At 64.6% G+C, this 26,363-nt stretch carries 28 protein-coding genes; 19 read left to right on the forward strand and 9 right to left on the reverse strand.

Annotated features, from left to right (window positions below; all coding sequences use genetic code 11):
* Together ehuC and GM909_RS17550 are read right to left on the reverse strand one after the other, a co-directional pair.
* Window positions 1–666, reverse strand: coding sequence for an ectoine/hydroxyectoine ABC transporter permease subunit EhuC (gene ehuC / locus GM909_RS17545; RefSeq protein ID WP_157018176.1), 666 nt, complete (start codon window positions 664–666; stop codon window positions 1–3).
* 87 nt (window positions 667–753) lie between these two features.
* Complete coding sequence (locus GM909_RS17550) at window positions 754–1,602, reverse strand: transporter substrate-binding domain-containing protein (protein WP_157018178.1); 849 nt, start codon at window positions 1,600–1,602, stop codon at window positions 754–756.
* Between the two features lie 219 nt (window positions 1,603–1,821).
* On the opposite strand from GM909_RS17550, the gene argE reads away from it, so the two are divergent.
* From argE to groL, 4 genes are all read left to right on the forward strand, one after another.
* Window positions 1,822–2,994: an acetylornithine deacetylase gene (gene argE / locus GM909_RS17555; protein ID WP_198174295.1), complete on the forward strand. Its 1,173-nt coding sequence runs from the start codon at window positions 1,822–1,824 to the stop codon at window positions 2,992–2,994.
* Entirely contained in the window at window positions 2,991–3,707 is a 717-nt protein-coding gene (locus GM909_RS17560; RefSeq protein WP_157018180.1) for a GntR family transcriptional regulator, read from the forward strand. Before argE ends, GM909_RS17560 begins: the two co-directional genes overlap by 4 nt.
* A 177-nt stretch (window positions 3,708–3,884) precedes the next feature.
* Window positions 3,885–4,199, forward strand: a complete 315-nt coding sequence (gene groES, locus GM909_RS17565) for a co-chaperone GroES (RefSeq protein ID WP_157018182.1) — start codon at window positions 3,885–3,887, stop codon at window positions 4,197–4,199.
* A gap of 50 nt (window positions 4,200–4,249) precedes the next feature.
* Complete coding sequence (gene groL / locus GM909_RS17570; RefSeq protein WP_157018183.1) at window positions 4,250–5,878, forward strand: chaperonin GroEL; 1,629 nt, start codon at window positions 4,250–4,252, stop codon at window positions 5,876–5,878.
* A gap of 81 nt (window positions 5,879–5,959) precedes the next feature.
* Here groL and GM909_RS17575 read toward each other — a convergent pair whose 3' ends face one another.
* The 5 genes from GM909_RS17575 to dapA form a co-directional block, all read right to left on the reverse strand.
* Entirely contained in the window at window positions 5,960–6,865 is a 906-nt protein-coding gene (locus GM909_RS17575; RefSeq protein WP_157018185.1) for a LysR substrate-binding domain-containing protein, read from the reverse strand.
* Window positions 6,866–6,983: 118 nt separating this feature from the next.
* Window positions 6,984–7,220, reverse strand: a complete 237-nt coding sequence (locus GM909_RS17580) for a hypothetical protein (RefSeq protein ID WP_157018187.1) — start codon at window positions 7,218–7,220, stop codon at window positions 6,984–6,986.
* 158 nt (window positions 7,221–7,378) lie between these two features.
* On the reverse strand, window positions 7,379–7,852 hold the full coding sequence (hpaR, locus tag GM909_RS17585) for a homoprotocatechuate degradation operon regulator HpaR (protein ID WP_157018328.1): 474 nt from the start codon (window positions 7,850–7,852) through the stop codon (window positions 7,379–7,381).
* Window positions 7,853–7,866: 14 nt separating this feature from the next.
* The gene (locus GM909_RS17590; RefSeq protein ID WP_407941312.1) at window positions 7,867–8,724 is read right to left on the reverse strand and encodes a fumarylacetoacetate hydrolase family protein; all 858 of its coding nucleotides are present in this window, start codon (window positions 8,722–8,724) and stop codon (window positions 7,867–7,869) included.
* A complete protein-coding gene (gene dapA / locus GM909_RS17595; protein WP_157018191.1) occupies window positions 8,721–9,623 on the reverse strand; it encodes a 4-hydroxy-tetrahydrodipicolinate synthase in 903 nt (300 codons plus the stop codon). The genes GM909_RS17590 and dapA overlap by 4 nt, the downstream gene beginning before the upstream one ends.
* A gap of 117 nt (window positions 9,624–9,740) precedes the next feature.
* Between dapA and GM909_RS17600 the strand changes: the two genes are divergently transcribed.
* From GM909_RS17600 to sbmA, 6 genes are all read left to right on the forward strand, one after another.
* On the forward strand, window positions 9,741–10,133 hold the full coding sequence (locus GM909_RS17600; RefSeq protein WP_157018193.1) for a 5-carboxymethyl-2-hydroxymuconate Delta-isomerase: 393 nt from the start codon (window positions 9,741–9,743) through the stop codon (window positions 10,131–10,133).
* 5 nt (window positions 10,134–10,138) lie between these two features.
* Complete coding sequence (gene hpaE / locus GM909_RS17605; protein WP_157018195.1) at window positions 10,139–11,668, forward strand: 5-carboxymethyl-2-hydroxymuconate semialdehyde dehydrogenase; 1,530 nt, start codon at window positions 10,139–10,141, stop codon at window positions 11,666–11,668.
* 25 nt (window positions 11,669–11,693) lie between these two features.
* Window positions 11,694–12,674, forward strand: a complete 981-nt coding sequence (gene hpaD, locus GM909_RS17610) for a 3,4-dihydroxyphenylacetate 2,3-dioxygenase (RefSeq protein WP_157018196.1) — start codon at window positions 11,694–11,696, stop codon at window positions 12,672–12,674.
* A 221-nt stretch (window positions 12,675–12,895) separates the two neighbouring features.
* Window positions 12,896–14,503 (forward strand): BCCT family transporter, encoded by a 1,608-nt coding sequence (locus GM909_RS17615; protein ID WP_157018198.1) that lies wholly within the window; start codon window positions 12,896–12,898, stop codon window positions 14,501–14,503.
* Window positions 14,504–14,624: 121 nt separating this feature from the next.
* On the forward strand, window positions 14,625–15,794 hold the full coding sequence (locus tag GM909_RS17620; protein ID WP_235911959.1) for a YbfB/YjiJ family MFS transporter: 1,170 nt from the start codon (window positions 14,625–14,627) through the stop codon (window positions 15,792–15,794).
* A 184-nt stretch (window positions 15,795–15,978) separates the two neighbouring features.
* Window positions 15,979–17,253 (forward strand): peptide antibiotic transporter SbmA, encoded by a 1,275-nt coding sequence (gene sbmA, locus GM909_RS17625; RefSeq protein ID WP_157018200.1) that lies wholly within the window; start codon window positions 15,979–15,981, stop codon window positions 17,251–17,253.
* A 4-nt stretch (window positions 17,254–17,257) separates the two neighbouring features.
* Here sbmA and GM909_RS17630 read toward each other — a convergent pair whose 3' ends face one another.
* Window positions 17,258–18,247, reverse strand: coding sequence for a polysaccharide deacetylase family protein (locus GM909_RS17630; RefSeq protein ID WP_157018202.1), 990 nt, complete (start codon window positions 18,245–18,247; stop codon window positions 17,258–17,260).
* 155 nt (window positions 18,248–18,402) lie between these two features.
* Here GM909_RS17630 and GM909_RS17635 point away from each other — a divergent pair, with 155 nt between their 5' ends.
* From GM909_RS17635 to GM909_RS17675, 9 genes are all read left to right on the forward strand, one after another.
* Window positions 18,403–18,978, forward strand: a complete 576-nt coding sequence (locus GM909_RS17635) for an NnrU family protein (protein ID WP_157018204.1) — start codon at window positions 18,403–18,405, stop codon at window positions 18,976–18,978.
* A 116-nt stretch (window positions 18,979–19,094) separates the two neighbouring features.
* Window positions 19,095–19,760 carry a tetratricopeptide repeat protein gene (locus GM909_RS17640; RefSeq protein ID WP_157018206.1) on the forward strand — a complete coding sequence of 222 codons (666 nt, stop codon included), beginning with the start codon at window positions 19,095–19,097 and terminating at the stop codon, window positions 19,758–19,760.
* A gap of 9 nt (window positions 19,761–19,769) precedes the next feature.
* Window positions 19,770–21,197 (forward strand): ribosome biogenesis GTPase Der, encoded by a 1,428-nt coding sequence (gene der, locus GM909_RS17645; RefSeq protein ID WP_157018207.1) that lies wholly within the window; start codon window positions 19,770–19,772, stop codon window positions 21,195–21,197.
* 111 nt (window positions 21,198–21,308) lie between these two features.
* On the forward strand, window positions 21,309–22,499 hold the full coding sequence (locus GM909_RS17650; protein WP_157018209.1) for a cell wall hydrolase: 1,191 nt from the start codon (window positions 21,309–21,311) through the stop codon (window positions 22,497–22,499).
* 222 nt (window positions 22,500–22,721) lie between these two features.
* Window positions 22,722–23,138, forward strand: a complete 417-nt coding sequence (locus GM909_RS17655) for an AtpZ/AtpI family protein (protein WP_157018211.1) — start codon at window positions 22,722–22,724, stop codon at window positions 23,136–23,138.
* 66 nt (window positions 23,139–23,204) lie between these two features.
* The gene (locus GM909_RS17660) at window positions 23,205–23,963 is read left to right on the forward strand and encodes a F0F1 ATP synthase subunit A (protein ID WP_157018213.1); all 759 of its coding nucleotides are present in this window, start codon (window positions 23,205–23,207) and stop codon (window positions 23,961–23,963) included.
* 72 nt (window positions 23,964–24,035) lie between these two features.
* Window positions 24,036–24,260, forward strand: coding sequence for a F0F1 ATP synthase subunit C (locus GM909_RS17665; protein ID WP_157018215.1), 225 nt, complete (start codon window positions 24,036–24,038; stop codon window positions 24,258–24,260).
* Window positions 24,261–24,324: 64 nt separating this feature from the next.
* Window positions 24,325–24,921 carry a F0F1 ATP synthase subunit B gene (locus GM909_RS17670; protein WP_157018217.1) on the forward strand — a complete coding sequence of 199 codons (597 nt, stop codon included), beginning with the start codon at window positions 24,325–24,327 and terminating at the stop codon, window positions 24,919–24,921.
* A 10-nt stretch (window positions 24,922–24,931) separates the two neighbouring features.
* Window positions 24,932–25,423 (forward strand): F0F1 ATP synthase subunit B, encoded by a 492-nt coding sequence (locus tag GM909_RS17675; RefSeq protein ID WP_157018219.1) that lies wholly within the window; start codon window positions 24,932–24,934, stop codon window positions 25,421–25,423.
* Window positions 25,424–25,526: 103 nt separating this feature from the next.
* On the opposite strand, the gene GM909_RS17680 is transcribed toward GM909_RS17675, so the two are convergent.
* Window positions 25,527–26,177: a ribonuclease HII gene (locus GM909_RS17680; RefSeq protein WP_157018221.1), complete on the reverse strand. Its 651-nt coding sequence runs from the start codon at window positions 26,175–26,177 to the stop codon at window positions 25,527–25,529.
* Window positions 26,178–26,363: the final 186 nt, after the last annotated feature.

The following is a 26,363-nucleotide window of genomic DNA, read 5'->3' on the forward strand; positions in this document are numbered from 1 at the left end:
TCACGCCTTTCCCAGCTTGCGCGCCGTGGCCCGTTCGAGCCAGCGCATGAAGGGCGTGATGATGAAGCGCGCCATCACGTAGTAGACGACCAGCGCCGTGCCGAAGGCCTGGGCCGACAGGAAGGTCGTGGCGTTGATCTGCTTGGCCTCGAACATCAGGTCGGCGACCGAGATCAGCGAGACGAGGGCCGTTCCCTTCAAAAGCTCGATCAGGAGGTTGCCCCAGGGCGGCAGCATGATGACGAGCGATTGCGGGAGGATGATGCGCCACATGCGCTTGGCCGGCGACATGTTGAGAGCGAGCGCAGCTTCCCACTGGCCGCGCGGCACCGACAGGATCGCGCCGCGCACCAGTTCCGCGCCGTAGGCGCCGAGATTCATGCCGACGGCGACGAAGCCGGCGGTGAATTTTTCCAGCGTGATGCCGAACAGCGGCAGGACGAAGAAGATCCAGTAGAGCTGGACGAGCAGCGAGGTGCCGCGGAAGATCTCGATATAGACGGTTGCAATGCCGCGTATGAGGGCGTTGGGCGCCAGGCGCATGAGCCCCGTGGTCAGCGCCAGGGCGATCGCAAGCGTGGCCGCCAGCACGGTCTGCATGGCCGTGATGAGCGTTCCGTCGATGAAGCGCGTGCTGTTTACGGACAGGAACTCGAAATATGACATGCGCGTTTTCCGGAGCGCTGCGATTGCGGGCGCAAGAGGGGCCGGCAGGCCGGCCCCTCGCGCCTTCAAGCCGGCATCGAGCCGAAATCAGCGGTTGCTGCACACCCATTCGGTCGTCACGTCGCCGGGAAGCTGAGCGTCCGTGTAGCCATATTCCTCGACCGCGCTCAGCATGGCTTCGGAGCCGATATAGGCCTTCTGCGCCTCGTTGAACGCGTCGATGAAGTCCTGATCGGCTTCCCTGAAGCCGATGCCGACCCAGTTGAGCGTCCAGTCCGGCAGGGCGGAGGGATCGGTAACCTCGACGTCGTCGGGCGATTCCTTGGCCAGGTTGAGCGCCGTGAAGTAGGTCACGCCGCCGGCATCGGCGCGCCCCGCCTTCACTGCCGCCAATATCTCCGTGGGCCCGGGAACCTGCATGATGTTGGCCTCCGGCACGCCTTCCTTCTTCGCCGCCTCGACCGTGTTGTATCCGGCGCCGGTCACGAAGGTGGCGTCCTTTTCCTTGATGTCCTGATAGTTGGTGATGCCTTCGGGGTTCCCCTTGGGCACGACGAAGGCGTCGCCGAACTTGCCCATCGGCTCGGAGAAGGTGATGTTTTCGCAGCGGCTTTTCAGGATGTACATGCCGCCCGTGATGATGTCGAAGCGGTTGGCCTTGAGGCCCGGAATGAGGCCGCCCCATTCGGTCACCACCGGCTCGATATTGTCGTAGCCCATCTCGTTGAGCAGGCCCACAGTGTAGGCGTTGACGAAGCCGAGCGGCTTGTTGCCTTCGCCCGGATAGGCCCAGGGCACCTCGTTGGCAAAGCCGAGCCGGATCGGTTCGCCGCTTTCGATGCGGTCCATCAGCGGGCCGGCATTGGCCGTCAGCGTGCCCAGCGCCAATGCGGCAACGCCCGCTGCAACCATGGATTTGAGCAGTGCGAGTCTCATGGTTCGTGGTCTCCCATCTGATTGTGTGCCTTGGTTATTTTTGTCGTTGAGGCAGTTGTGTACAACATCACGCCGCTATGACATAAGTCAATGCAATGTCGGCCGGAAAGGTTCATGGCGCTGCCCGATGTTGGAACGTGATTTGCATCGATCCCGTTATTTCGGAATGCAAATAGCGGAGGGGCATTCGGCGGCAGATGGCCGACGGGAGGCGGCACGATGGCATTGATTGACGACACCAGGGCCATACTGGCCGACCTCATCGCCTTTCCGACGGTGTCGAGCGAAAGCAATCTCGATCTGATCACCTATGCCGCCGAGATGCTGGGCAATTGCGGCGCCCGCATCGGCATTCACCGCGACGAGAGCGGTCAGAAGGCAAATCTTTTTGCCACGATCGGCCCCGAGATCGACGGCGGCATCGTGCTCTCGGGCCACACCGACGTGGTTCCCGCCGAGCCTGCGGAATGGTTGTCCGATCCCTTCGAGATGCACGAGGAGGGCGGGCTCATCTATGGCCGCGGCGCCTGCGACATGAAAGGTTTCATCGCCGCCGCGCTTGCCGTCGCACCGCGCTACGCCGCCCTCGATCTGGTGCGTCCCGTCCATTTCGCCCTGACCTATGACGAGGAAGTGGGCTGCCTCGGCGCACGCCAGCTGGTCGAGGAACTGGGCCACGCAGAGGTGCGCCCGAGCGCTGCGATCATCGGCGAGCCGACGGGCATGCGCGTCATCGAGGGGCACAAGGGCTGCTTTGAATATACCACCCAGTTCAGCGGGCTCGAAGGGCACGGATCCGATCCCGACAAGGGCGTCAATGCGGTCGAATATGCCGTGCGCTACATAGCCCGGCTTTTGGAGATCGGCGCCGAACTCAGGCGGCGCGCGCCGGCCGGTTCGCCTTTCCGGCCACCCTGGACGACGCTGCAGGTCGGCCGGATCGACGGTGGCACGGCGCGCAACGTCATCGCCGGGCAATGTTCGGTCGAATGGGAGATGCGGCCGTCGAGCCCCGCCGACGCCGATCACGTCAAGGCCGCGATGCGCGCCTATTGTGAGGAGGAGTTGCTGCCCGCCATGCGCCGCGTGTCGCCCGATTGCGCCATTGCCACGACGATTGTCGGCGAAGTGCACGGGCTGGAGCCGGTCGCCGGTAACGAGGCGCGGGCGATCGTCTCGGCGCTGACCGGCGCGCAGGATGCCGACGTGGTCGCCTTCGGCACGGAAGCGGGGCTTTTCCAGGGTCTTGGTATGTCGGTCGTGGTGTGCGGGCCGGGCTCGATCGCCCAGGCGCACAAGGCCGACGAATTCGTCAGCCTGGCTCAATTGCAGTCCTGTCTGGACATGCTCGACGGACTTGCAGGCCGGCTTGCGGTTCCGGAGGCCGAATGAGCGTCGAGCCGCGGGCCGACACAGGCGGTGACCGGATCAGTGCCGCGCGTGAACGGTTTGATCGCCTCTATCGGACGCTGCGCGACCGCATCTGCCTGCTCGATTACCCGCCGGGTGCCCGGCTGCGGGAAGAGGCGCTGGCCGAGGAATTCGGCGTCAGCCGCACGCCGTTGCGGCGGGTGCTGGGCTGGCTGGAGGCGCAGGGTCTGGTCAGGTCCGTGCAGGGCGTGGGCACCATCGTCACCGACGTCGACATTGTTGCGCTCACCCAGGTTTACCAGATGCGCATGGAGCTGGCCGAACTCATCGGCAAGCTGTCGCCGGTCGAACCAGACGCGGAAACCCTGGCACTCTTTCGCGCCCTGCAGGCGCGCAGCCGGACCCTCGCCGTGACGCCGGACCCCCGTGCATTCGCCGAGCTCAATTTGGACTTCTTCTACGCCCTGCTGCGCCTGACTGCGAACGAGCCTTTGCGCGAAATCTCCGAGCGGCTTTATCTGCAAACGTCGCGCATATGGCTGAAATCCATCCCGCGCCTGGATCTGGCCGAGGAAATCGCCATCTTTTCGCGCGAGATCGCCGACATTCTGGCGGCCGTCGAGATCGGCGACCTGGAGGCCGCCGGTCTGACCCGCCGCTCGCATATCTCCATGTGCTTCGCCCGGCTGCGCGCGCAGTCGGCGCGTTCCGGCGCACGAGGTACGCAGGGGTGAAAGCAGAAGATTGGCACTCTCGCTTGAAGAGTGCTAAATGTTGCGTCAGACTTTCTTGAAACAGGCATTATTCGCGACCAGATCATGGCCGCGCAACAGCCGGGAGGCGCCCCGTATCAGCGACCCGGTTCGGGTCCGGTGAGGCAACCGGCATATAGACTGAAGGAGGAGAGTAAGATGAATTTTCGTCCCTTGCATGACCGCATTCTGGTCCGCCGCCTCGAGGCCGAGGAGAAGACGGCCGGCGGCATCATCGTCCCCGATACCGCGAAGGAAAAGCCGCAGGAGGGCGAGGTTCTCGCCGTGGGGCCGGGCGCGCGCAACGAGAGCGGCCAGTTGCTGCCGCTCGACGTGAAGGCCGGCGACCGCATCCTGTTCGGCAAGTGGTCGGGAACCGAGATCAGGCTGGAGGGTGAGGATCTTCTCATCCTGAAGGAAGCCGACGTCATGGGCGTGATCGAGGGCGCGGCGTCGACCAGACAGGCCGCCTGACACGCTGCGCTTGTGAACATCAAAACGCTTCTCTTTGAAGGAATATGACAATGAGTGCCAAGGAAGTCAGATTTCACGGTGATGCGCGCGAGCGCATGCTCAGGGGCGTCAGCATCCTCGCTGACGCGGTCAAGGTGACGCTGGGCCCGAAAGGCCGCAACGTCGTCATCGACAAGTCCTTCGGCGCCCCGCGCATCACCAAGGATGGCGTGACGGTCGCCAAGGAGATCGAACTCGAGGACAAGTTCGAGAACATGGGCGCCCAGATGCTGCGCGAGGTCGCCTCCAGGACCAGCGACATCGCCGGCGACGGCACCACGACGGCCACGGTTCTCGCCCAGGCCATCGTCAAGGAAGGCGCCAAGGCGGTTGCCGCCGGCATGAACCCGATGGACCTGAAGCGCGGCATCGACAAGGCCGTCGAGGCCGTTGTGGCCGAGCTGAAGGCCAAGGCGCGCAAGGTGACCAGCAATGACGAAATCGCCCAGGTCGGCACGATCTCGGCCAATGGCGATCCAGAGATCGGCCGCTTCCTGGCCGAGGCGATGCAGAAGGTCGGCAATGACGGCGTCATCACCGTCGAGGAGGCCAAGACGGCCGAGACCGAGCTCGAGGTCGTCGAGGGCATGCAGTTCGACCGCGGCTATCTCTCGCCCTATTTCATCACCAACCAGGACAAGATGCGCGTCGAGCTCGAAGAGCCCTACGTGCTGATTCACGAGAAGAAGTTGTCCAACCTGCAGGCGCTGTTGCCGGTTCTGGAATCGGTCGTCCAGTCGTCCAAGCCGCTCCTCATCATCGCCGAGGACGTCGAGGGTGAGGCTCTGGCGACCCTCGTCGTCAACAAGCTGCGTGGCGGTCTGAAGATTGCCGCCGTCAAGGCTCCGGGCTTCGGCGACCGCCGCAAGGCCATGCTCGAGGACATCGCCGTTCTGACTGGCGGTCAGGTGATCTCCGAGGATCTCGGCATCAAGCTCGAGAATGTCACGCTCGACATGCTCGGCCGGGCCAAGAAAGTGGTGGTCGACAAGGAAAACACCACGATCATCGACGGCGCCGGCACGAAAGGGGAAATCGGGGCGCGTGTCGCCCAGATCAAGGCACAGATCGAGGAGACGACCTCGGACTATGATCGCGAAAAACTGGAGGAGCGCCTGGCCAAGCTTGCCGGTGGCGTTGCCGTGATCCGCGTCGGCGGCTTGACCGAGGTCGAGGTGAAGGAGAAGAAGGACCGCGTCGACGACGCGCTTCATGCGACCCGCGCCGCAGTCGAGGAAGGTGTACTGCCCGGCGGCGGCGTGGCGTTGCTCCGGGCGCAAACGGTGCTGGATGCCGTCGAAGTCGACAATGACGACCAGAAGGTCGGTATCACCATCGTGCGCCGCGCGCTCGAGGCGCCGGTGCGTCAGATCGCCCAGAACGCGGGCGCCGAAGGCTCCATCATTGTCGGCAAGCTGCGCGAGACCGCGGATTTCGGCCATGGATGGAATGCCCAGACCGGCGAGTTCGCCGACCTGTACAAGCAGGGCGTGATCGATCCGGCCAAGGTGGTGCGCACCGCGCTCCAGGATGCCGCTTCGATCGCCGGGCTGCTGGTGACGACCGAAGCCATGGTGGCCGAAATGCCGAAGAAGGACGCGGCGTCCGCGCCGCAGATGCCCGGCGGCATGGATTTCTGACACCGCCTGCGCGGCGCCGGCGGATTCTCGCCGGCGCCGGGCCTGGTCTGGGCCTGTTCCGGCCGGCCGTTGCGATGGTGGTCAGCCGGACAGGGCGAAATCGCGGATGGTCGCCGCCATTTCCTCGCGCAGCCAATCGGTAAAGGCGCGCACCTTGCGCGGGCGTGGCGCTCCGGCCGGACGGCACAGATAGTAGCCGAGCCCGCTCATGGCGCGGATGCCGAAGGGGGCGACGAGGCGTCCGGCGGAAAGGCCGTCTGCCGCCAGCAGTTCGGAGGCCAGCATGACCCCATGCCCGTCGAGGACCGCATCGAGCGCGAGCATCGGGTCGGTGAAACTGGCGCCGCGCCTGAGTTCGACCGGCGCCACGCCGGCGGCCTCGAACCAGTCCTCCCAGCGGATCATCGAGTTCTCGTCGGTGATCGCCGCGATCCGGGAGAGATCCGCGATGTCCTTCAATTCGGTCGCCAGCGATGGTGCGCAGACGGGGAAGATTTCCTGATCCCACAGGAGTTCCGCATCGACGCCCGGCCACATGCCGTCGCCCATTCGGATCGCGAGATCGACATCCGAACGATCGAGATCGATGACCCGCGTGCTGGCGTCGAAGCGGATGATGATGTCGGGGTGGCGGGCGAACATGCGGCCAAGGCGCGGCATCAGCCATTTCGAGGCGAAGGCCGGCGCGACGGAGACGACGAGCGTGTCGTCGCTGTCAGTTTCGGCCAGCCGGACGGCATGCGCGATGTGGCGAAAACCGTCTGTCAGCCGCGCTGAAAATTGCGCGCCGAAGGCCGTCGCGACAAGGCCTTTCGGCGTGCGGTCGAACAGCGTGCGCCCGAGCTGACGTTCGCTGCGGTTGATCTGCTGGCTCACCGCGCTGACGGACACGCCCAGTTCCTCGGCGGCCGCCTGCAGGCTGCCCAGACGGCAGACGGCCTCGACCGCGCGCAATCCGTTGAGATGAATCCGGTTCAGTGATCTCATGAAGTTTTTCTAAACAGGTATCGCGATTTTCGCGATAGCGATTGTCGCGTCATACGCCTAATTTTGCAATCGAAGAGGAGTTTGCTCCAACAAGGAGTGTAATGTTATGAAGTTATTCTCAATCCTTTTCGATCGTCTGGCGAGGCCGGTGGACCGCCATCAGGCGCATCATTGCGGCGAAGAGCGTTGGCTGGCCGATCCGCTGTCGCACCCGGATCTGGCGCGGATGGACGAGCGTCAGCTTGCCGACCTGCCCTTGCCGCGGAACCTGCCTGCAGCGGTTGTCCAGGCCGAGTCGACGGCCTTCTTTGCGGCTGTGAAACGGGAAGCAACGCCGCGCAAGCGCGGCCATCATGCGATGCCTTGCCCGGCTGTCTGATGATTTGAGCCTCACATTGCATCTTGAGATGCATGGCGGATTGGCAGTCGGCATAGCCCCACCCTGACCCGTCCCCCTTCGGCAAGCTCAGGAGAGGGGGTAGGGGTGGGGGTAAAGTCCTTCACGACATCGCGTCAGGCACTGTCCTCGGACAGCGCGGCAGTCAATTCCTCGAGCTGGTCGAGCAGGGCGTCGATCCGCTCGCGTCCGTAGCGGGCCTCGAGTTCGGCGAATATCTTGGCGCTTTCAGGCGCGACGGCCCGGATCAGCGCAAGCCCGGTCGGCGTGATCGTCAGGAGCACGCGCCGGCCGTCGCTCTCGTGGCGCGTGCGGGCAATCAGCCCGCGGTCTTCGAGCGACTTGATGATGCGGGTGAGACTGGGCGCCAGGACGCAGGCGCGTTCGGCCAGTTCGTTGGCCTCCAGCGACCCGACTTCGCCGAGGGTGCGGATGACGCGCCATTGCTGCTCGGTCACCTCATGCTTGGCAAGCAGCGGGCGGAAGCGCGACATCACAGCCTCGCGGGCCCGCAAGAGCGCGATGGGGAGCGAGCGGCGCGTATCGCGCGGCAGCAGCCGGTCTTCAGGCAAGCGGTCCGGCGCCGTCATCTCGGAATTGGTGCTCACTGTTCCCGCCCGATCCGGTTGCGCAATGTTCCCACACCCTCCACTTCGACCTCGACCACGTCGCCGGGCTTGAGCCAGCGCGGCGGGTCGAAACGTGCGCCGGCGCCCGTCGGCGTGCCGGTGGCGATCAGGTCGCCCGGCTCCAGCGTCGTGAAGGTGGAAATGTATTCCACGATGCGCGCAAATGGAAAAGCCATCGACCGTGTCGTGTCCTTCTGGCGCACCTCGCCGTTGACGCGCGTCTCCAGCGTCAGGTTGGTAACGTCGAGCTTGTTCAAATCCGTCTCGATCCATGGGCCGAGCCCGCCGGAGCGATCGAAATTCTTGCCCTGCGTGACGTTGAACTTGCCGTGGCGGAGCCAGTCGCGCACCGAGCCTTCGTTCATGACGGTCAGGCCGGCGACGTGATCCATGGCCGCGGCCTGGGAAATGCGCCGGCCCTTTCTGCCGATGACCAGGACGATCTCGCCCTCATAGTCGAGCTGGCTCGACTCGCGCGGGATGAGAATGTCCTCGCCATGGGCGGAGAAGGAGAGGGGGCCGCGCATGAAGAGCGAGGGATAGGCGGGAGCGGCCTGGCCGTCGCGATACTCCTCGTTGCGGTTCAGGTAATTGACCCCGACGCAGAAGATGCGGCCGGGATCGGGAACCGGCAGGCCGAGCATGATCGAATCGAGGGCGAAATCGGCGTCGTTTGCCGCGACGGTTTCGGCCGCCTTTGCCAGCAGCCCGCGTTGAAGGATCTCCTTGACCCCTGAAACACCGAGCCGCGCCGAAAGGTCGACGACGCCGTCTCCCTTGACCGCGCCGGGCTTCTGCATTTCCCCATCGAGAAAGCTCAACAGTCGCATCACACCAGCCCCATCTTTTCCAGCACAGTGTCAAGCTTGCGCTCGAGCTCGGCCGTAGCCGGCACGAGCGGCAGGCGATGCTCGTTTTCCGGCATGATGCCGAGCCGCTTCATCATGTATTTCATCGGGATCGGATTGATGTCGTAGAAGACGGCCTTGTTGATCTCGAAGAGCCGGCGATGCAGCGCACGTGCGGCGAACAGGTCGCCCGCCCACACCGCCTCGCACATTTCGGCAAGCGGTCTGGGTCTGAGATTGCCGACCGCGTTCATCAATCCGCAGGCGCCCACCGCCATCATCGGGAAGGAAAGCTCCTCAAGCCCGACGAAGACGCGCAGGTCCTCGTCGACCTGCTCGAACAATTCGGACACATAGCCGAGATCGAGCGAGGCGTGCTTCATGCCGACGAAGGTCGGGCAGGCCGCGTCGATCTCGCGGGCCGTCTCGATCTTGACGTCGACCGCCGCACGGCCGGGAATGTGGTAGATCATCCAGGGCTTGTCGTGCAGCGTGTTGAGTTGACGGTAATATTCGACGAGCCCGCGCTGCGGCGGACGCGCATAATAGGGCGTGACGATCAGCAGCGCGTCGATCGCATTCTTGGCCGCGGCGTGGCGGGTCAGCGCCTCCGTTTCGGCGAAGCTTTGCGACCCGGTCGCCACGACGATGGTGGTCCGGCCGGCCGCCGCCTCGACCGCCACATCGACGATGTGGTTGCGCTCCTCGACGGTGAGCGAGGAGGGTTCCGATGTCGTGCCATTGACCAGGATGCCGTGCGAGCCCTCGCGGATCTGGAACTCGACCAGTCCCGCATAGGCGTCATAATCGACGGCGCCGTCGCGAAACGGCGTCACCAGTGGAGGGATGGAGCCTTTTAGGAAATCCTTGTCGAGTGAAAGCAATGCGGGATCCTCGCTCAAGTGATGACATGCACGTTCTGCGACTTGACAGCCGGAACAATATAATTAACATGTTAACAAGAACTTTGCAAGCGCACGAACGAGCCGCGGGAGGAGACGGTGCCTCATCTGACCTTTGAATATTCGGCCAATCTGGAGGATCGCCTCGACATGCAGGCGCTGTGCGCGGAGACCTTGCGCGCCGCTCTTGAGACCGGCGTTTTCGAGACCGGTGCGGTCCGGGTGAGGGCGCTGCGCGCCGATGCCTATGCGATTGCCGACGGGCTGGCCGAGAATGCTTTCCTCGACTTGTCGCTGCGCATCGGCACCGGCCGGACGCTGGAGGTGAAGAAAGCGGCGGGACAGTCCATCTCCGATGCCGTCTGCGCATTCTGTGCGCCGCTGTTCGAGACGCCGCATTTCGCGTTCTCCTTCGAGATCCGGGAAATCGATCCGGAGCTGAGCTGGCGGAAAAACGCCATCCATCCGCGCTTGCGAAAGGGCCGGGAGTAGCAACGATGCCGACAATGAACGACAATCTGGCCAAGGCCGAAACCTATCTGGAGCGCTTCCGCAAGGACGGCGTCTTGAACCAGGTCGGCGGGCAAGCCGTGCCGGCTGCTTCGGGCCGCACATTTGAGACGATTTCGCCGGTCGACCTGAAGCCGCTGGCGCGGGTCGCCCATGGCGGAGCGGAGGACATCGACCGGGCGGCGCGCGCTGCCAAAGCCGCCTTTCGCAACTGGGCGGCCATGCCCGGCGCCGAGCGCAAGAAGCTCCTGCACAAGATTGCCGACGCGATTGTCGCACGGGCCGAGGAGATCGCCTTCGTCGAGTGCATGGACACCGGCCAGGCGCTGCGCTTCATGTCCAAGGCGGCGCTGCGCGGGGCGGAGAATTTCCGCTTCTTCGCCGACCGCGCGCCGCAGGCGCGCGACGGCCAGGCGTTGCGCGCGCCGGGCCAGGTCAACATGACGATGCGGGTGCCCGTTGGTCCCGTCGGCGTCATCACGCCATGGAACACACCCTTCATGCTGTCGACCTGGAAGATCGCGCCGGCGCTCGCCGCCGGCTGCACGGTCGTCCACAAGCCGGCCGAGTTCTCGCCGCTCACCGCCAGGCTGCTGGTCGAGATCGCCGAGGAGGCCGGCCTGCCCAGGGGCGTGTGGAACCTGGTCAACGGTTTCGGCGAGGATGCCGGCAAGGCGCTGACGGAGCATCCCGACATCAAGGCGATCGGCTTCGTGGGCGAAAGCCGCACGGGCTCGCTCATCATGAAGCAGGGCGCCGACACGCTGAAGCGCGTCCATTTCGAGCTCGGCGGCAAGAACCCCGTCATCGTCTTCGCCGACGCCGATCTCGACCGTGCCGCCGACGCGGCCGTCTTCATGATCTACTCGCTCAACGGCGAGCGCTGCACCTCCTCCTCGCGTCTTCTGGTCGAGGAAAGCATTCACGACGAATTCGTCGCCCGCGTTGCCGAAAAGGCGGCGCGCATCAAGGTCGGCCACCCGCTCGATCCCGAGACGGTCGTCGGCCCGCTCATCCATCCCGAGCACGAAAAGAAGGTCCTGTCCTATTTCGAGCTTGCCCGGCAGGAGGGTGCGACCATCGCCGTGGGCGGCGAGAAGGCCGAGGGCGCCGATGGCGAATTGCGCGGTGGCTGTTTCGTAAAGCCGACATTCTTCACCGGTGCGCGCAACGACATGCGCATCGCCCGGGAGGAAATCTTCGGTCCGGTCCTGACCGCCATCCCGTTCAAGGACGAGGCGGAGGCGTTGGCGCTCGCCAACGACGTTGCCTACGGGTTGACCGCCTATCTCTGGACATCCGACGTCACCCGCGCCTTCCGCTTCACCGAACACCTCGAGGCCGGAATGATCTGGGTGAACTCGGAGAATGTGCGCCACCTGCCGACGCCGTTCGGCGGCGTGAAGAACTCCGGCATCGGGCGTGACGGTGGCGACTGGTCCTTCGACTTCTACATGGAAACAAAGAACATCGCCTTTGCCACTGCCGCACACCCGATCGCCAAGCTCGGCGGCTGAGCGCTCCACAAGGGAGGAAGAAGCTATGCCGGTCCCGGCCCCCAATCTCTATCCGCCGTTCAACGTCGTGCGTCTCAGCCATGTCGAACTGATCGTGCGCGACCTTGCCGCCAGCCGGGCCTTCTATGTCGATACGCTCGGTCTGCAGGTGACCTATGAAGACAGCGAGATGATCACCCTGCGCGCCATGGAGGAGCGCTGTCATCATTGCATCATCCTCAAGCGCGGCGACGAGCCGGTAGCGCATCATCTGGGCTTCCGGCTTTACGACGACGGCGATCTGGAGCGCGCGGAACATTACTTTCGCGGCAAGGGACTGCCGGTCGAGTGGGTCGAACGGCCCAATCAGTCGCGCACCATGCGCACCCGCGACCCGCACGGCATTCCGCTCGAGTTCTTCGTGCGCATGGATCGCCTGCCGCCGATCCACCAGAAATATGCGCTGTATCGCGGCGTGAAACCGCTGCGCATCGACCATTTCAATTGCTTTTCGACCAATGTCGACGAGTCCGTCGCCTTCTACAACGAGATCGGATTCCGGGTCACCGAATATACGGAGGACGAGGCGAGCGGCCGGCTGTGGGCGGCCTGGATGCACCGCAAGGGCGGCGTCCATGACATGGCCTTCACCAACGGTCGCGGGCCGCGCCTGCATCACGTCGCATTCTGGGTGCCGACCCCGCTCAACATCATCGATCTGCTCGATCTCATGGCGACGACCGGCTATGTCTCCAACATCGAGCGGGGCCCCGGCCGTCACGGCATTTCCAACGCCTTCTTTCTCTATGTGCGCGATCCAGACGGCCATCGCGTCGAGATCTACTGTTCGGATTATCTTACGGTGGATCCCGATCACGAGCCGATCCGCTGGGACCTGAAAGACCCGCAGCGCCAGACCTTGTGGGGCGCCCCGGCGCCGCGCTCGTGGTTCGAGGAAGGCAGCGAATTCGCGGGAGTCGGAGTTTGCGAGCCGGACCTCGAAGCAACGCCGATCGTCGCCCCGTGAGCCTGCGAGGGCGGGCCGGCTGTCGTGACCGGACAATAGGAAGTCGCCTCCGGCTTTGAAATCGGACCCTTTTTTGGCCTAAAGTGTGACGAATCCTGGCCCGGATTGTGTTCGGACGGATCGCCTGTTCTTGATCGTGTCTCTCTGCTCTCCGGCAAACGGGGCAACAAAGCGCCGCGGCGTGTAGCGCTCCCGGCGAATAAGGAGAGAGGGAGGCATTCATGGCGAATACCCAAGCGGATAGGGTCGAGGACCACGGACTCGAGCCCGGTCAGGACAATGTCACAGTGCTTGGCCTTGACCTCCACAATCCCGTTTTCTTCGTCTCGGCGATCGTCATCATCGCCTTCGTCGTCTTCTCCCTGCTGTTCAGGGAGACGGCGGGCGCGGCGCTTGGCGGCCTGCGGGTCTGGCTGACCTCGACCTTCGACTGGGTGTTCATGTTGGCGGCCAATCTGTTCGTGCTGTTCTGCCTCGTGCTGATCGCCTCGCCGCTCGGCAAGGTGCGCCTGGGCGGTGAGGACGCCACGCCCGACTATTCCTATTCCGGCTGGTTCGCCATGCTGTTTGCGGCCGGCATGGGCATCGGGCTGATGTTTTTCGGCGTGCTCGAGCCGATGTACCATTTCAACAATCCGCCGCTCGGCGTTGCGCCACCGGTGGTCGACGGCCAACTCATCGACGATCCCGTGGCCGTTGCGACGGCGCGCGAAATGGGCATGGCGGCGACGATCTTCCATTGGGGCCTGCACCCCTGGGCGATCTATGCCATCGTGGCGCTGTCGCTGTCGCTTGCCGCGTACAACAAGGGACTGCCGCTTTCCATGCGCTCCGTCTTCTATCCGATATTCGGCGAGCGGGTGCGCGGTTGGATCGGCCACGTCATCGATATCATGGCGGTATTTGCGACGCTGTTCGGCCTCGCCACGTCGTTGGGCTTCGGCGCTTCGCAGGCGCTGGCCGGCCTCAACTACCTCTACGACGTTCCCAACACAGACACGATGAAGGTCGTCCTTATCGCCCTCATCACCTGCGCCGCCCTTGGTTCGGTCGTCGCGGGGCTCGATGCGGGGGTGAAGCGGCTGTCCGAGCTCAACATGCTTCTGGCGGTCGTTCTGCTGCTCTTCGTCATCGCCGTCGGACCGACGCTCGGCATCATCACCGGCTTCTTCATGAACTGCTGGTATTATGTGAAGGACCTGCCCACGCTTGCCAACTGGGTCGGCCGCGAGGACGACGCATTCATGCATGGCTGGACAACGTTCTACTGGGCGTGGTGGATATCCTGGTCGCCCTTCGTCGGCATGTTCATCGCGCGTGTTTCGCGTGGCCGCACAGTGCGCGAATTCATCACCTGCGTTCTGATCATTCCGACCGTCGTCTCCATTCTGTGGATGACCACCTTCGGCGGCACGGCGCTCAACCAGTTCCTCGCCGAGGGCTACACCGGCGTGCAGCAGACGGTCGTCGACTATGTGCCCGAGCTGTCGCTCTTCCGCATGCTGGAGCCGCTGCCGCTGGCCGGTCTCACCTCGCTCATCGGCATCGTTCTGGTGATCGTCTTCTTCGTCACTTCTTCGGATTCCGGCTCGCTCGTCATCGACACGATCACCGCCGGCGGCAAGATCGATGCCCCGGTCGCACAGCGGGTTTTCTGGGCCATCTTCGAGGGCCTGGTGGCGATCGTTCTGCTGCTCGGCGGCGGGTTGGCGGCTCTTCAAGCGGGCGCCGTGGCGACGGGTTTCCCCTTCGCGCTTCTGTTGATGGTGATGATGTACGCCACCTGGAAGGGCCTGCGATCGGAGCGCGCCGTGGCGCAGGCGGCGTAGGCCGCCCGGCCGCGGGCTGGACCGTGTGAGACTTTCCGACAGGGCCGCGACGCCGTCGTGGCCCTGTCCTTATCCGGCACTGTGCATTGCAGCATCGGCCGACTGCGTCTAATCGGGGGCAATGCAGCCCGCCGCTCTCCACCCGTTTCGCTACGCATTTGCCGGCATGGCCGCCATGGCGGCGGCCATGGGCATCGGGCGTTTCGTCTATACCCCGATACTGCCCGGCATGATGGACGGGCTCGGCCTGTCGGCCTCGCAGGCCGGCCTCGTCGCCTCCGCCAACTATCTGGGCTATCTCGTCGGCGCGATCATGGCGGCTGGTGCATGGGCGCATGGGCGCGAGCGTGCCGTCACGCTGACCGGCCTCGGGGCCAATGCGCTGCTGCTTGCCTGGATGGGGGTAGCGGATGCGCTCGACAGCTTTCTGGCAATCCGGTTCCTGGCCGGCGTGGCGAGTGCCTTTCTGATGATCTTCCTGACGTCGATCGTCTCGTCGCGGCTTTTTGCCGCCGGGCGGCCTGGTCTGCAGGCGTTGCATTTCGGCGGCGTCGGCGTGGGCATGTGCGTTTCAGCCCTGATCACCGGCGGCGTCGCGCTCGCCGGTGCGGACTGGCGCACCTCCTGGCTCCTTTCGGGTGCTGTCGGCGCGCTCGTGTTCCTGCTGGTTTGGCGTCTCGCGCCAGGCGGGCCGCTGCATGCCGAGGCCGGCCACCGGCCGGAGCCGGCACTGCCGCGCAGTCCGGCGCTCTTCAGGATCATCCTCGCCTACGGCATTTTCGGCGCCGGCTATATCGTCACCGCCACCTTTCTCGTCGCGATCGTGCGCCAGGGCGACGGCGGGCGCCTGTTCGAATCCGGCGTATGGCTCGTCACCGGCATTGCCGGCGCGCCCTCGGTCTGGCTGTGGGGCAAGCTGGCACGACGCAGCGGCCTGGCGGCGGCCTTCGCCGTCGGCTGCCTCGTCGAGGCGCTCGGCGTCGTGGCCAGCGTGGCCATGCCGGCGCCGGCCGGTCCGATCGTCGGCGGGGTGCTGCTTGGCGGCACGTTCATCGCCGTCACCGCGCTCGGCCTGCAGGCCGGCCGGCTGCTCGCGCCGTCTGCCCCGCGCCGCGCCCTGGCGCTGATGACGGCGGCCTTCGGCATCGGCCAGATCCTCGGGCCGATCGCGGCCGGCTATGCGGCCGACTGGACGGGCAGCTTCTTCGTTCCCTCGATCGGCGCCGCGCTCGCCCTCGTCGCCTCGGGCCTGATCGGCTGGTCGGCGCGCTCGGCGCTGCGACAATCGTAGCGCACGTTGTGGCTCGCAGGGTGTTGATTTTCAACGCCGACAAGGTGAACAGCCTTACCGAAATTTCATGCTCGCGCGGCTTGTTGCCGCCGCCATTGCTCCATACGATTTGCCCCGATCATACCGTGTAACGGGCGGGGCGCGCCCTTGCTCTCCTGCCTGCCATTTCAGGGAATCACCCCCCGTGTTCGTATCCTTCTTCCCGAGACCGAAGCTGTTCTTCCTGTCATTTGTCGCCTGGTCGGCCTTTGCGGTTGCCTTCTGGTATCTACTGGGCCGCGACATGGGCGCCTGGTTCGCAATGCCGCCCGCCGATCCCGAGGCTTTGCCGATTGTCGGCGTGCATTACTTCTGGACCCCCCAATTTCTGTGGTTCTACATCTATTTCGCTGTCGTGACCGCCATCTTCGCCGGGTTCTGGTTCGTGGCCTTGCCCCATCCCTGGGCCATGTGGTCCATCCTCGGATCGGCGGCGATCCTGTTCTCCACCTATTTCTCGGTGCAGGTCAGCGTCGCCATCAACAACTGGCGCCGCCCTTTCTTCGATCTGGTGCAGAATGCCCTGACCGAACCGGACAAGGTCGCCGCATCCGATCTGTATGCTCTGCTTCTGGTGTTCGCCCAGATCGCCTTTCTATGGATTCTCGTCTACGTCGCGACACGCTTCTTCGTCAGCCACTACATCTTCCGTTGGCGAACGGCGATGAACGACTACTATCTGTCGCACTGGCAGCGGCTGCGTCAGGTGGAGGGTGCATCCCAGCGTATCCAGGAAGACACCATGCGTTTTGCCTCGACCGTCGAGGGCCTCGGCGTCAGCATGGTCGATTCCGTCATGACGCTGATTGCCTTCCTGCCCATCCTCTATGCGCTGTCGACGCATGTGACGCATCTGCCGATCATCGGCGAGGTGCCCGCGCCGCTGATGAGCGCGGCCATCTTCTGGTCGCTCTTCGGCACGGTCCTGCTGGCCATCGTCGGCGTTCGTCTGCCGGGTCTGGAATTCAGAAACCAGAGGGTGGAGGCGGCGTTCCGCAAGGAACTCGTTTATGGTGAGGATCACGCGGATCGCGCCCGGCCGCTGACGGTCAGGGAACTCTTCGGCAATGTGCGGAGAAACTATTTCCGCCTGTATTTTCACTACATGTATTTCAACGTCGCCCGGTCTTTCTACATTCAGGCCGACAATATCTTCGCCTATTTCATCCTGATACCGACAGTCGCGGCCGGTCGCATCACCTTCGGCATCCTGCAGCAGATCCTGACGGCCTTCACCCAGGTCAGCTCGTCGTTTCAATATCTGGTCAATGCCTGGCCGACGATCGTGGAACTGCTGTCGATCTACAAGCGCCTGCAGGCGTTCGAAGCGACGCTCCATGGCGGCAAGCTGCCCGATATCGACACGGAATATCTCGCCAATCCGGAGGTTGACGCGCGGCCCGGCGACCAGCCGGCCTGACGGGTTACCCGCCGACGTGGGCGGCGGGTTCGGCTTCGAGTGCTTCGACCAGTCCGCTATAGGAAACGCATTCGACGTCCGCCTTCGTGCAGACGTCCGTGGCAAAGCGCTCCAGTGCGCGCCAATAGGCGCCGCCATTCATCAGCGTGAAATGGAAGCCGACCTGCAGCGGCCGGCGCTTGCCCGAATACTGCTTTTCGAACGCGGCGCGGAAGGCCCGGTAGGCGCGCTCCTCGAACGCACCATCGCTATCGCTGCGTTCGACACCGCCCGAATGACGTACGAACAGATTGTAGTCCATGGCGATGATGCGCCGCCGGGCCGGGCCCTCTGCAATGAGTGGCAAGGCAAAATGCCATACGCCCGCCTTGCGGCGCGGCGTGTCAGGCCCACGCGAAACGGTGCTGGCGTCATAGGCAAAGCCCCTTGCGGCAAGCGCCTCGTAGAGTTGCGGGCTGGTCGACAGATAGGGCGCGCGAAAGCCCTTCGACATGCCGGCTGCGAGCGATTGCCAGCCTTCCGGTTCCGCTTCGATGCCGTTGTTGGCATAGGCGCCGGCGACGATCGCGCTGAACTGGTCGAACTCCTGCTCCCAGTCCTTCGCCGACCAGTCCTTGCCGTCGAAATGGCCGCAGCCATGGCTGGCGATCTCGTGGCCTTCTCCATGAGCACCCAGGATTTGCTCGAGCCGTGCGGCGATTTCCTCGCGGGAAGAGGCGAAGCCGACATTGGACCGGCCGGCCGACTTGCGCGGCGGGTGGTAGAGGTCCCTGTTATCGCGCGTCAGCAAAAAGACGCAGGAGAGGAAATAGGTGAAATGGGCGCCGGTTTCCTGCGCCAGTGCGCGGCTGCGGCGCCACTGCGCGATGTCGTGCGCGCCGTCGAAAGAGATGACCACATATTGCGGCCTTTGCGCTTCGGTTTGGGCATTGGCGTGGCCCGCAAGGGCGAAGAGGCAGAGTGGCAGCAGCAGGCCGCGCAAGCATATCGGCATGAAAGAAGGGTCCCTCTCGCAAAGCGCATCTGACTGCCCGCCGATTATGGCAGCTCTTTGATTAGGTCCTGCTCAAGATTGATGGCGGACTGCCTGTTCCCAACATCAGCGCTTAAAGATAAGCTCGCGCCACCCACCTGACCGGAAGGCAAATCATGCTCGTTCTCATCCTCGGACTGATCCTGTTTCTCGGCATTCATTCGGTGCGCATCTTCGCGCCCGAATGGGCCGGCGCGCGTGAAAAATCCATGGGCGAGGGGCCCTGGAAGGGCACATATTCGCTTGTCTCGGCCATCGGCCTGGTGCTGATCATCTGGGGTTACTCGCTCGCCTGGCCGGTCGCACCGGTGATCTACGAGCCGCCCGTATGGATGAAGCACCTGACGGCATTGCTGATGCTGTTCGCCTTCATCGCCATCATGGTCTATACCGTTCCGGCTGGCCGTCTGAAGCCGATGCTCAAGCATCCGATGCTGGTGGCGGTGAAGATCTGGGCGGTGGCCCACCTGCTTGCCAATGGCGATCTCGCTTCGATCCTGCTGTTCGGCAGCTTTCTGGTCTGGGCGGTGCTCGACCGCATTTCGGTCAAGCGGCGCGGTGCGGCGATCGCGGCAGCAGGCCCGGTGCGCAACGACCTCATCGCCGTTGCCGCCGCACTCGTGCTTTACGGGCTGTTCGTCTGGCGCCTGCATTTGTGGCTTTTCGGCGCGGTGCCGCTGCCGGTGGCCTGACGCGGGCAGGCGCCGGATAGGGGCATTTTCGCGCGGTCCCCTTCCATCAGCCGCAAATTCCGATAAAAGGCTCCCAAAATGCCGGTCATGCCTCCGGCGCCAATACGGGTTGGGTGATGTCGGACGATAGTTTTATCCGCGAGGTCAATGAAGAGCTGCGCCAGGACCAGGCCAAGGCGCTGTGGCGCCGCTATGGCCCGATCGCCATCGTCATCGCCGTTGCGGTGGTTCTCGCGACCGCCGGCTATGTGGGCTGGGACTACTGGGACCGCAGCCGCGCCAACAAGGCCGGAGACGCCTATTCGCAGGCCTTGACGCTGGCCGGCCAAGGCAAGAACGACGAGGCGCTGGCCGCCCTGGAAGAGTTGGAGGCCGGGGGCTATGGCGCCTATCCGGTTCTGGCCCGCATGCGCGCGGCCACGCTTCAGGCCGCAAAGGGCGAGGCCGATGCCGCCATCACCGCGTTCGACGAGGTCGCCGCCGACACATCCGTGGCGCAGGCGATCCGCGACATGGCGCGTCTGCGCGCCGGTCTCCTGCTTGTCGACCACGGCAGCTATGACGAGGTGTCGGCGCGCGTGGAGACGCTGGCCGCCGACACCAATCCGCTGCGCCATTCGGCGCGCGAGGCGCTTGGCCTGTCGGCCTGGAAGGAGAGCCGGTCCGCCGAGGCTCTCGAGCTTTTCCAGGAAATCGCAGACGATCCGCAGTCGCCGGCCAATCTGCGCCAGCGCGCCACTCTCATGTCCGAACTGATTCGCGGTTCGGGCGATGCGTCGTGATGGACCGCGATGAGCTTCACCGTTGCCATCGTCGGCCGCCCCAATGTCGGCAAGTCGACCCTTTTCAACCGGCTGGCCGGACGCCGCCTGGCGCTGATCGACGACACGCCGGGCGTGACGCGCGACCGCCGCAGGCATGACGCCAGGCTCTACGATCTGCGTTTCGACATCATCGACACGGCCGGCTTCGAGGACGCCGCCGCGGCGACGCTTCAGGGCCGCATGCGGATCCAGACCGAGCAGGCGATCGACGAAGCCGATCTGGTCCTGTTTCTTGTCGATGCCAAGAGCGGCCTGACGCCGAACGACCGCGCTTTCGCCGACATCGTGCGGCGCACCGGCAAGCCTGTCGTCGTGGTTGCCAACAAGGCCGAGGCGCGTGGCGCCGAGAGCGGCATGCTGGAAGCCTGGGAACTCGGGCTGGGCGAGCCGATCCCGATCTCCGCCGAGCACGGCCAGGGCTTGCCGGACCTGCGCGAGGCAATCATCGCGGCGCTCGGCGAGGAGCGCGTGCTCGCTGATGAGGAGGCGGCCGAAGACGCCGCAAGCACGGCGCTGGTCGGCGAGGACGTTGCCGATCCGGATGCCGAAGCGCCGGCCTACGACCCCACCAAGCCGCTGCGCATCGCCGTCGTCGGGCGTCCGAATGCCGGCAAGTCGACATTGATCAACACGCTTGTCGGCGAGGAGCGCCTTTTGACGGGTCCCGAAGCCGGCATCACTCGCGATTCGATCTCGGTCGACTGGACATGGCGTGAGCGCCAGTTCAAGCTGTTCGACACCGCCGGCATGCGCCGCAAGGCCAGGGTGCAGGAGAAGCTGGAAAAGCTGTCGGTGGCCGATGGGTTGCGGGCCATCCGCTTCGCCGAGGTCGTGATCATCGTGCTCGATGCGACGATCCCGTTCGAAAAGCAGGACCTGCAGATCGCCGACCTGATCATCCGCGAGGGCAGGGCGCCGGTCATCGCCTTCAACAAGTGGGATTTGGTCGACAATCCGCAGGAGCAGCTCGCCGAATTGCACGAAAAGACCCAGCGGCTCCTGCCGCAGGTGCGCGGCCTGCGTGCCGTGCCGGTGTCGGCCGAGACCGGCCGTGGCCTCGACAAGCTGATGGAAGAGGTGGTCGCCATCCATGAAGTCTGGAACCGGCGCGTCTCGACCGGCCGTCTCAATCGCTGGCTCGAAGGCGTGCTGGCGCATCATCCGCCGCCGGCGGTGGCGGGGCGGCGGCTGAAGATCAAATATCTCACCCAGGTCAAGGCGCGCCCGCCCGGTTTCGTCGTTTCCTGCTCGCGCCCCGATGCCATGCCGCAATCCTATGTGCGCTACCTGATCAACGGCCTGCGCGAGAGCTTCGACATGCCCGGCGTGCCGATCCGCATCATGCTGCGCGCGCCCGACAATCCCTATGCCGGCCGCGCACGCAAGAAGAAGTAGGCGGCCATCGGTGCCGGCCGGGCCCGATTTCCGTATCGTTAACGCTCCAGCAAGGTTAATGCACCACTGTCACTTTCCAGTTGTCTTGAGTGGCGTTCTGGAGAGTTCCCGGTGCATTTCAGCTTAGTGCTGCGGCGGCTGGCCGCCTCGGTTTGCAAGCGCGAATCCTTGCCGCCCCTGGTGATCGGATTGGGGCTCTGGATCGGCTTCCCGACGGTTTCTGCCTATCAGGATATGGTCAGCTTCGTTTCGGGCATGGAGGCGAACGGTCCGGCGCGCTGGAATGCCGTCGTCGAGAAATCCGTCGCCGGATCGGTCCACAAGGCCGAGATGAAGTTCCTCGATTCCACCGCGACGGGCTCCATTTCCGGCTCCGGCGTGCGAGCCGGCGGGCTCGGCGCGGTCGCCTTCGAGGGCAACAAGGCCGTCGTTCCAGACGTGCCGGACGAGGAGCGCATCAACCGCGAGGAAAAGCGCGGCCGCGTCGTCAATGTCGCGCCGGCCGCGCCGCCCAAATCCTTCAATGCCGGCTCGGTTTTCCAGCGCAGCAGCCTGCTGCGCCATCCGCTCCTCGACAATGAAGACGGGATCGTGATGGCCTTCGACAAGCCGGCGATCGAGGGCAAGGAGGTGCAGATCGCCTCCGCCTTTCATATGCGCGAGGACCGCAAGGATCCGGGCGTGCCGACGATGCTGGCCAGCCTGGTGACCAATGACAAGGCCGACATTCTGGCCACCGCCTATGCGCCGGCCAAGCCGGATTACGCCAAGGCTTCGCCTTTCGCCTCCCTTTTGAAGGGCGAGGAGGACGCCAATGCCGGCCGCTTCGTGCCTCCGGTCGGTAAGGGCGATCACGACTGGATGGCGCAGCCCCTGCCGCCGGTGGTGTTTTCCAAGCCGGAGCAGAAATGCCTCGCCGCGGCGGTCTATTTCGAGGCCCGCAGCGAGCATCTGAAGGGCCAGGCCGCGGTTGCCCAGGTGGTGCTGAACCGCGTGCGCAATCCCGCCTATCCCAACACGATCTGCAAGGTGGTCTACCAGAACGACGACTGGCGCAATCGCTGCCAGTTCTCCTTCGCCTGCGACGGCATCCGCGACCGCATAGCCAGCCCGCGCCACTGGAAGGTCGCCCAGGAGATCGCCATGGCCGTCACGGCCGGCAAGATCTTCATCGATGATGTCGGCTCCTCCACCCATTACCACGCCGTCTACGTGCGGCCGCGCTGGGCTCGCACGATGGAGAAGATGAAGAAGATCGGATTGCATGTCTTCTATCGCACCTATGGTGGGGGCTGGAGTTGACCGCATTGCAGCGCCGCGGCGGCGGGGATTCGCCGCTGCGCGGCGAAGCGGCTTTGCGGACGTAGTGTCGCACCGCGATAAGGTGTTGAATTTCAATCATAAATGCTGGCATTCGAGGGCGCATTCTCTGGCTTGACTGGGGGGGGCGGCCTCACTATGGTGCGCGCGACTTTGAGGCGGGCGGAGCGTTTCCGACCGTCCGGGCAGGAGTACGCGTGAGCCATGGCGAAGGATCAGGGCGAGAGCGGACCGAAAGACCCGGGCGGCACGCGGCAGCGCGATGCCCGGCACGGTCTCGAAGATCGCTTGCACAAGCTTGATGCCGCCTTGGCGGCCAGGCGCGAATGCGACGCGGAGAGGGAAGCAGGTAACGGCAAAGGCGACAAGTCCGGCTACGGCCAGGCACTGAAGCTCTCGAGCGAGTTCATCGCGGGTGTAGTGGTCGGAGCGGGCTTGGGATGGGTCGTTGATCGTTTGGCCGGCACGTCGCCCTGGGGGCTGATCGTGCTGCTGCTGCTCGGTTTCGGCGCCGGCGTGCTCAATATATTGCGTTCGACAGGCCAGGTGGCCGAGTTCGGGCAGGGCGCCCCCAGGCGTGATGATGTAGGCGCCGCCAGGCGTGATGATGAAGAAGAATAGGCGCCGGGCTCTCGGCGCAGCGCAACAACAGATCGCCGGTTCGCCCGGCAAGAACGGGGTTAGGCAGTGGCTGCTGACAAGGTCGATCCGATCCACCAGTTTCATATCAACAAGCTGATTCCGATCGAGATCGGCGGCTTTGACTTGTCGTTCACCAATTCCGCCCTGTTCATGGTGGCCACGGTGATCGTCGCCTCCGCCTTCCTGGTTCTGACCACGTCGAGCCGCGGCCTGATTCCCTCGCGCCTGCAGTCGGTCTCGGAGATGTCCTACGAGTTCGTGGCCTCGATGCTGCGCGACGCGGCCGGCACGCAAGGCATGCGCTTCTTCCCGTTCGTCTTCTCGATCTTCATGTTCGTGCTGGTGGCCAATCTGCTCGGCATGTTCCCCTATTTCTTCACCGTTACCTCGCACATCATCGTCACCTTCGCGCTGGCGATGCTCGTCATCGGCACGGTCGTCATCTATGGCTTCATGAAGCACGGTCTGGGCTTCCTTAAGCTCTTCGTGCCCTCTGGCGTGCCCGTCGTGCTGATGCCCTTGGTGGTTGCGATCGAGGTCATCTCGTTTCTCTCGCGCCCGGTCAGCCTGTCGGTGCGACTGTTCGCCAACATGCTCGCCGGCCACATCACCCTGAAGGTGTTTGCCGGCTTCGTCGTTTCCCTGAGCGCCCTGGGGCTGACCGGCGTTGCCGGCGCCGTCCTGCCGCTGCTCATGGCCGTGGCGATCACGGCTCTCGAATTCCTCGTGGCTTTCCTCCAGGCATACGTCTTTGCGGTGCTGACCTGCATGTACCTCAACGACGCGATCCATCCGGGCCACTAGGAAAATTGTCGCCGGCGGATTCCCGCCAGTAACCCGACCGCATCAAATTCAGATCCAAGAAGGAGCATCAATATGGAAGCGGAAGCAGCAAAGTACATCGGCGCCGGTATCGCGTGCCTCGGCATGGGTGGCGCGGGCATCGGCCTGGGCACCATCTTCGGCAACTATCTTTCCGGCGCGCTGCGCAATCCGTCTGCCGCTGACGGCCAGTTCGGCCGCCTGATCTTCGGCTTCGCGGTGACCGAGGCTCTGGGCATCTTCTCGCTGCTCATCGCCCTGCTCGCCCTGTTCGGCTGATCCGGCAGAACGAGGCAGTCGCCGGCCGCTTCCAGGCGGCCGGCTGCAATATCGGGGTTAGCCAATGTTCGTGACATATGCTTTCGCGCAGGAAAGCAATCATGCCGACGGCGAGTCGGCGGCGGAAGGCGTGACGCACACCGAGACCGGTGTGCCGCATGAGGGCGGCCATGAAGCCACCTTCCCGCCCTTTGATCCCGCGACCTATCCCTCCCAGATCCTCTGGCTGGCGGTCACCTTTGGGCTCTTCTATCTCTTCATGAAGCGGGTGGCGCTGCCGCGGATCAGCGGAACGCTGGAAATCCGGCGTGACCGCGTGGCCCAGGATCTGGACCAGGCCGCGCGCATGAAGGAAGAGGCGGACGAGGCCATTGCAGCCTACGAGCAGGAATTGGCGCAGGCCCGCAACAAGGCCGGCGGCATCGGACAGGAGGCGCGCGATGCCGCCAAGGCCGAAGCCGACGCCGAACGTGCCGAGGTGGAGGGCAAGCTCGATGAGCAGCTCGCCAAGTCCGAGGCCAGGATCGGTGCCATCAAGGCCGAGGCCATGAAGGACGTCGGCACGATCGCCGAGGACACGGCAGCGGCCATCGTTGAACAACTCGTCGGCAAGGCGACCAAGGCGGACATCGCCGCCGCGGTCAAATCCGTGTCGCAGTGAGGAGGCGGTAATGGACGCAACATCACTCGCCACGCTCTGGGCGACGGTCTCCCTGTTCCTGTTCCTGGGCCTGATCGTCTACCTCAAGGTGCCGGGCATGATCGCCAAGTCGCTGGACGCGCGGGCCGATCGTATCCGCAACGAGCTGGAAGAGGCGCGCAAGCTGCGCGAGGAAGCCCAGCAGGTGCTTGCCGAATATCAGCGCAAGCGCAAGGAAGCCGAGCAGGAGGCGCAGGAGATCGTCGCCGCTGCCAAGCGCGAGGCCGAGCTTCTCAAGTCGGAAGCCAAGGAGAAGACCGAGGAATATGTCGCCCGCCGCACGGCGCTGGCCGAGCAGAAGATCGCCCAGGCCGAACGCGAGGCCGTTAACGAGGTGCGCGGCAGCGCCGTCGACATCGCCGTCGAGGCCGCCCGCAGCCTGCTGGCCTCCAAGGTCGATTCGGGCACGGCCGGCACCTTGTTCAAGACGTCGCTGCAGGACGTGAAGTCGAAGCTGAACTGATCGTCACTTCGATGGCGTATTCGAAGATGCCGCCTCAGGGCGGCATTTTTCGTTGGGCGGTATTCGGTGGCGATGCCGGGTTGTGCCGAGCGGGTGGAGCGGATCAGGCCTTCAATGGCGCAAAAGACATGCGGTGAATGCGCGCCACCGCGCCGCCGCTTTCGATGGCCTCGAGGTGGCGTCGCGTCCCATAGCCCATATGTGCGCCGAAGCCGTAGTTCGGATGCACCGTGCAACACCGGCTCATCATGCGGTCGCGCGTTACCTTGGCGACGATGGAGGCCGCGGCGATCGACACCGAGCGGCTGTCGCCCTTGACCAAAGCCGTTGCCGGGCAGGCGAGACCGGGCGGCACGTCGCGCCCATCGACAAGGGCGTGGCCCGGCGTGACCGAGAGCAGCGATGCGGCGCGTCGCATCGCCTCCAGGCTGGCACGCAGAATGTTGTGGTCATCGATGCCCGCGGCCGCCACGGAGGCGATCGCGATCGCGTGCGCCTGTTTCATGATGACATCGTAGAGTGCCTCTCGGCGTTTCGCCGTCAGTTTCTTGGAATCGTCCAGGCCCTCGGGGATCGATCCTTCGTCGAGGATGACGGCCGCCGCGACGACCGGACCGGCAAGCGGCCCGCGCCCGGCCTCGTCGAGGCCGCAGATCGGCCCTTCGCCGGCGGCGAGCCGTTTGCGCTCGATGGAGAAATCGGGCTTGGTGTCGAGATCGAACAGGGGCGGAGAATCGGAAGCCGGGCGAGTCATGATGCGGCGATGCTCGCACCGGCTCCGATTCTCCGCAAGAGCTTCCCGGCCTGTAGGGCGGCAGGCCGGGAAGAGGCCGTCGGCTCATGCGGGGAGAAAGCCGGACGGACCCGTTGGCGGGCCGGCAGAGCGGCCCGCAACCTTGCACTTGTACATGCTCCAACATATTGATCTGGCGCGCATATC

This window comes from Mesorhizobium xinjiangense (assembly GCF_009749525.1).
Lineage (GTDB): Bacteria > Pseudomonadota > Alphaproteobacteria > Rhizobiales > Rhizobiaceae > Mangrovimarina > Mangrovimarina xinjiangensis.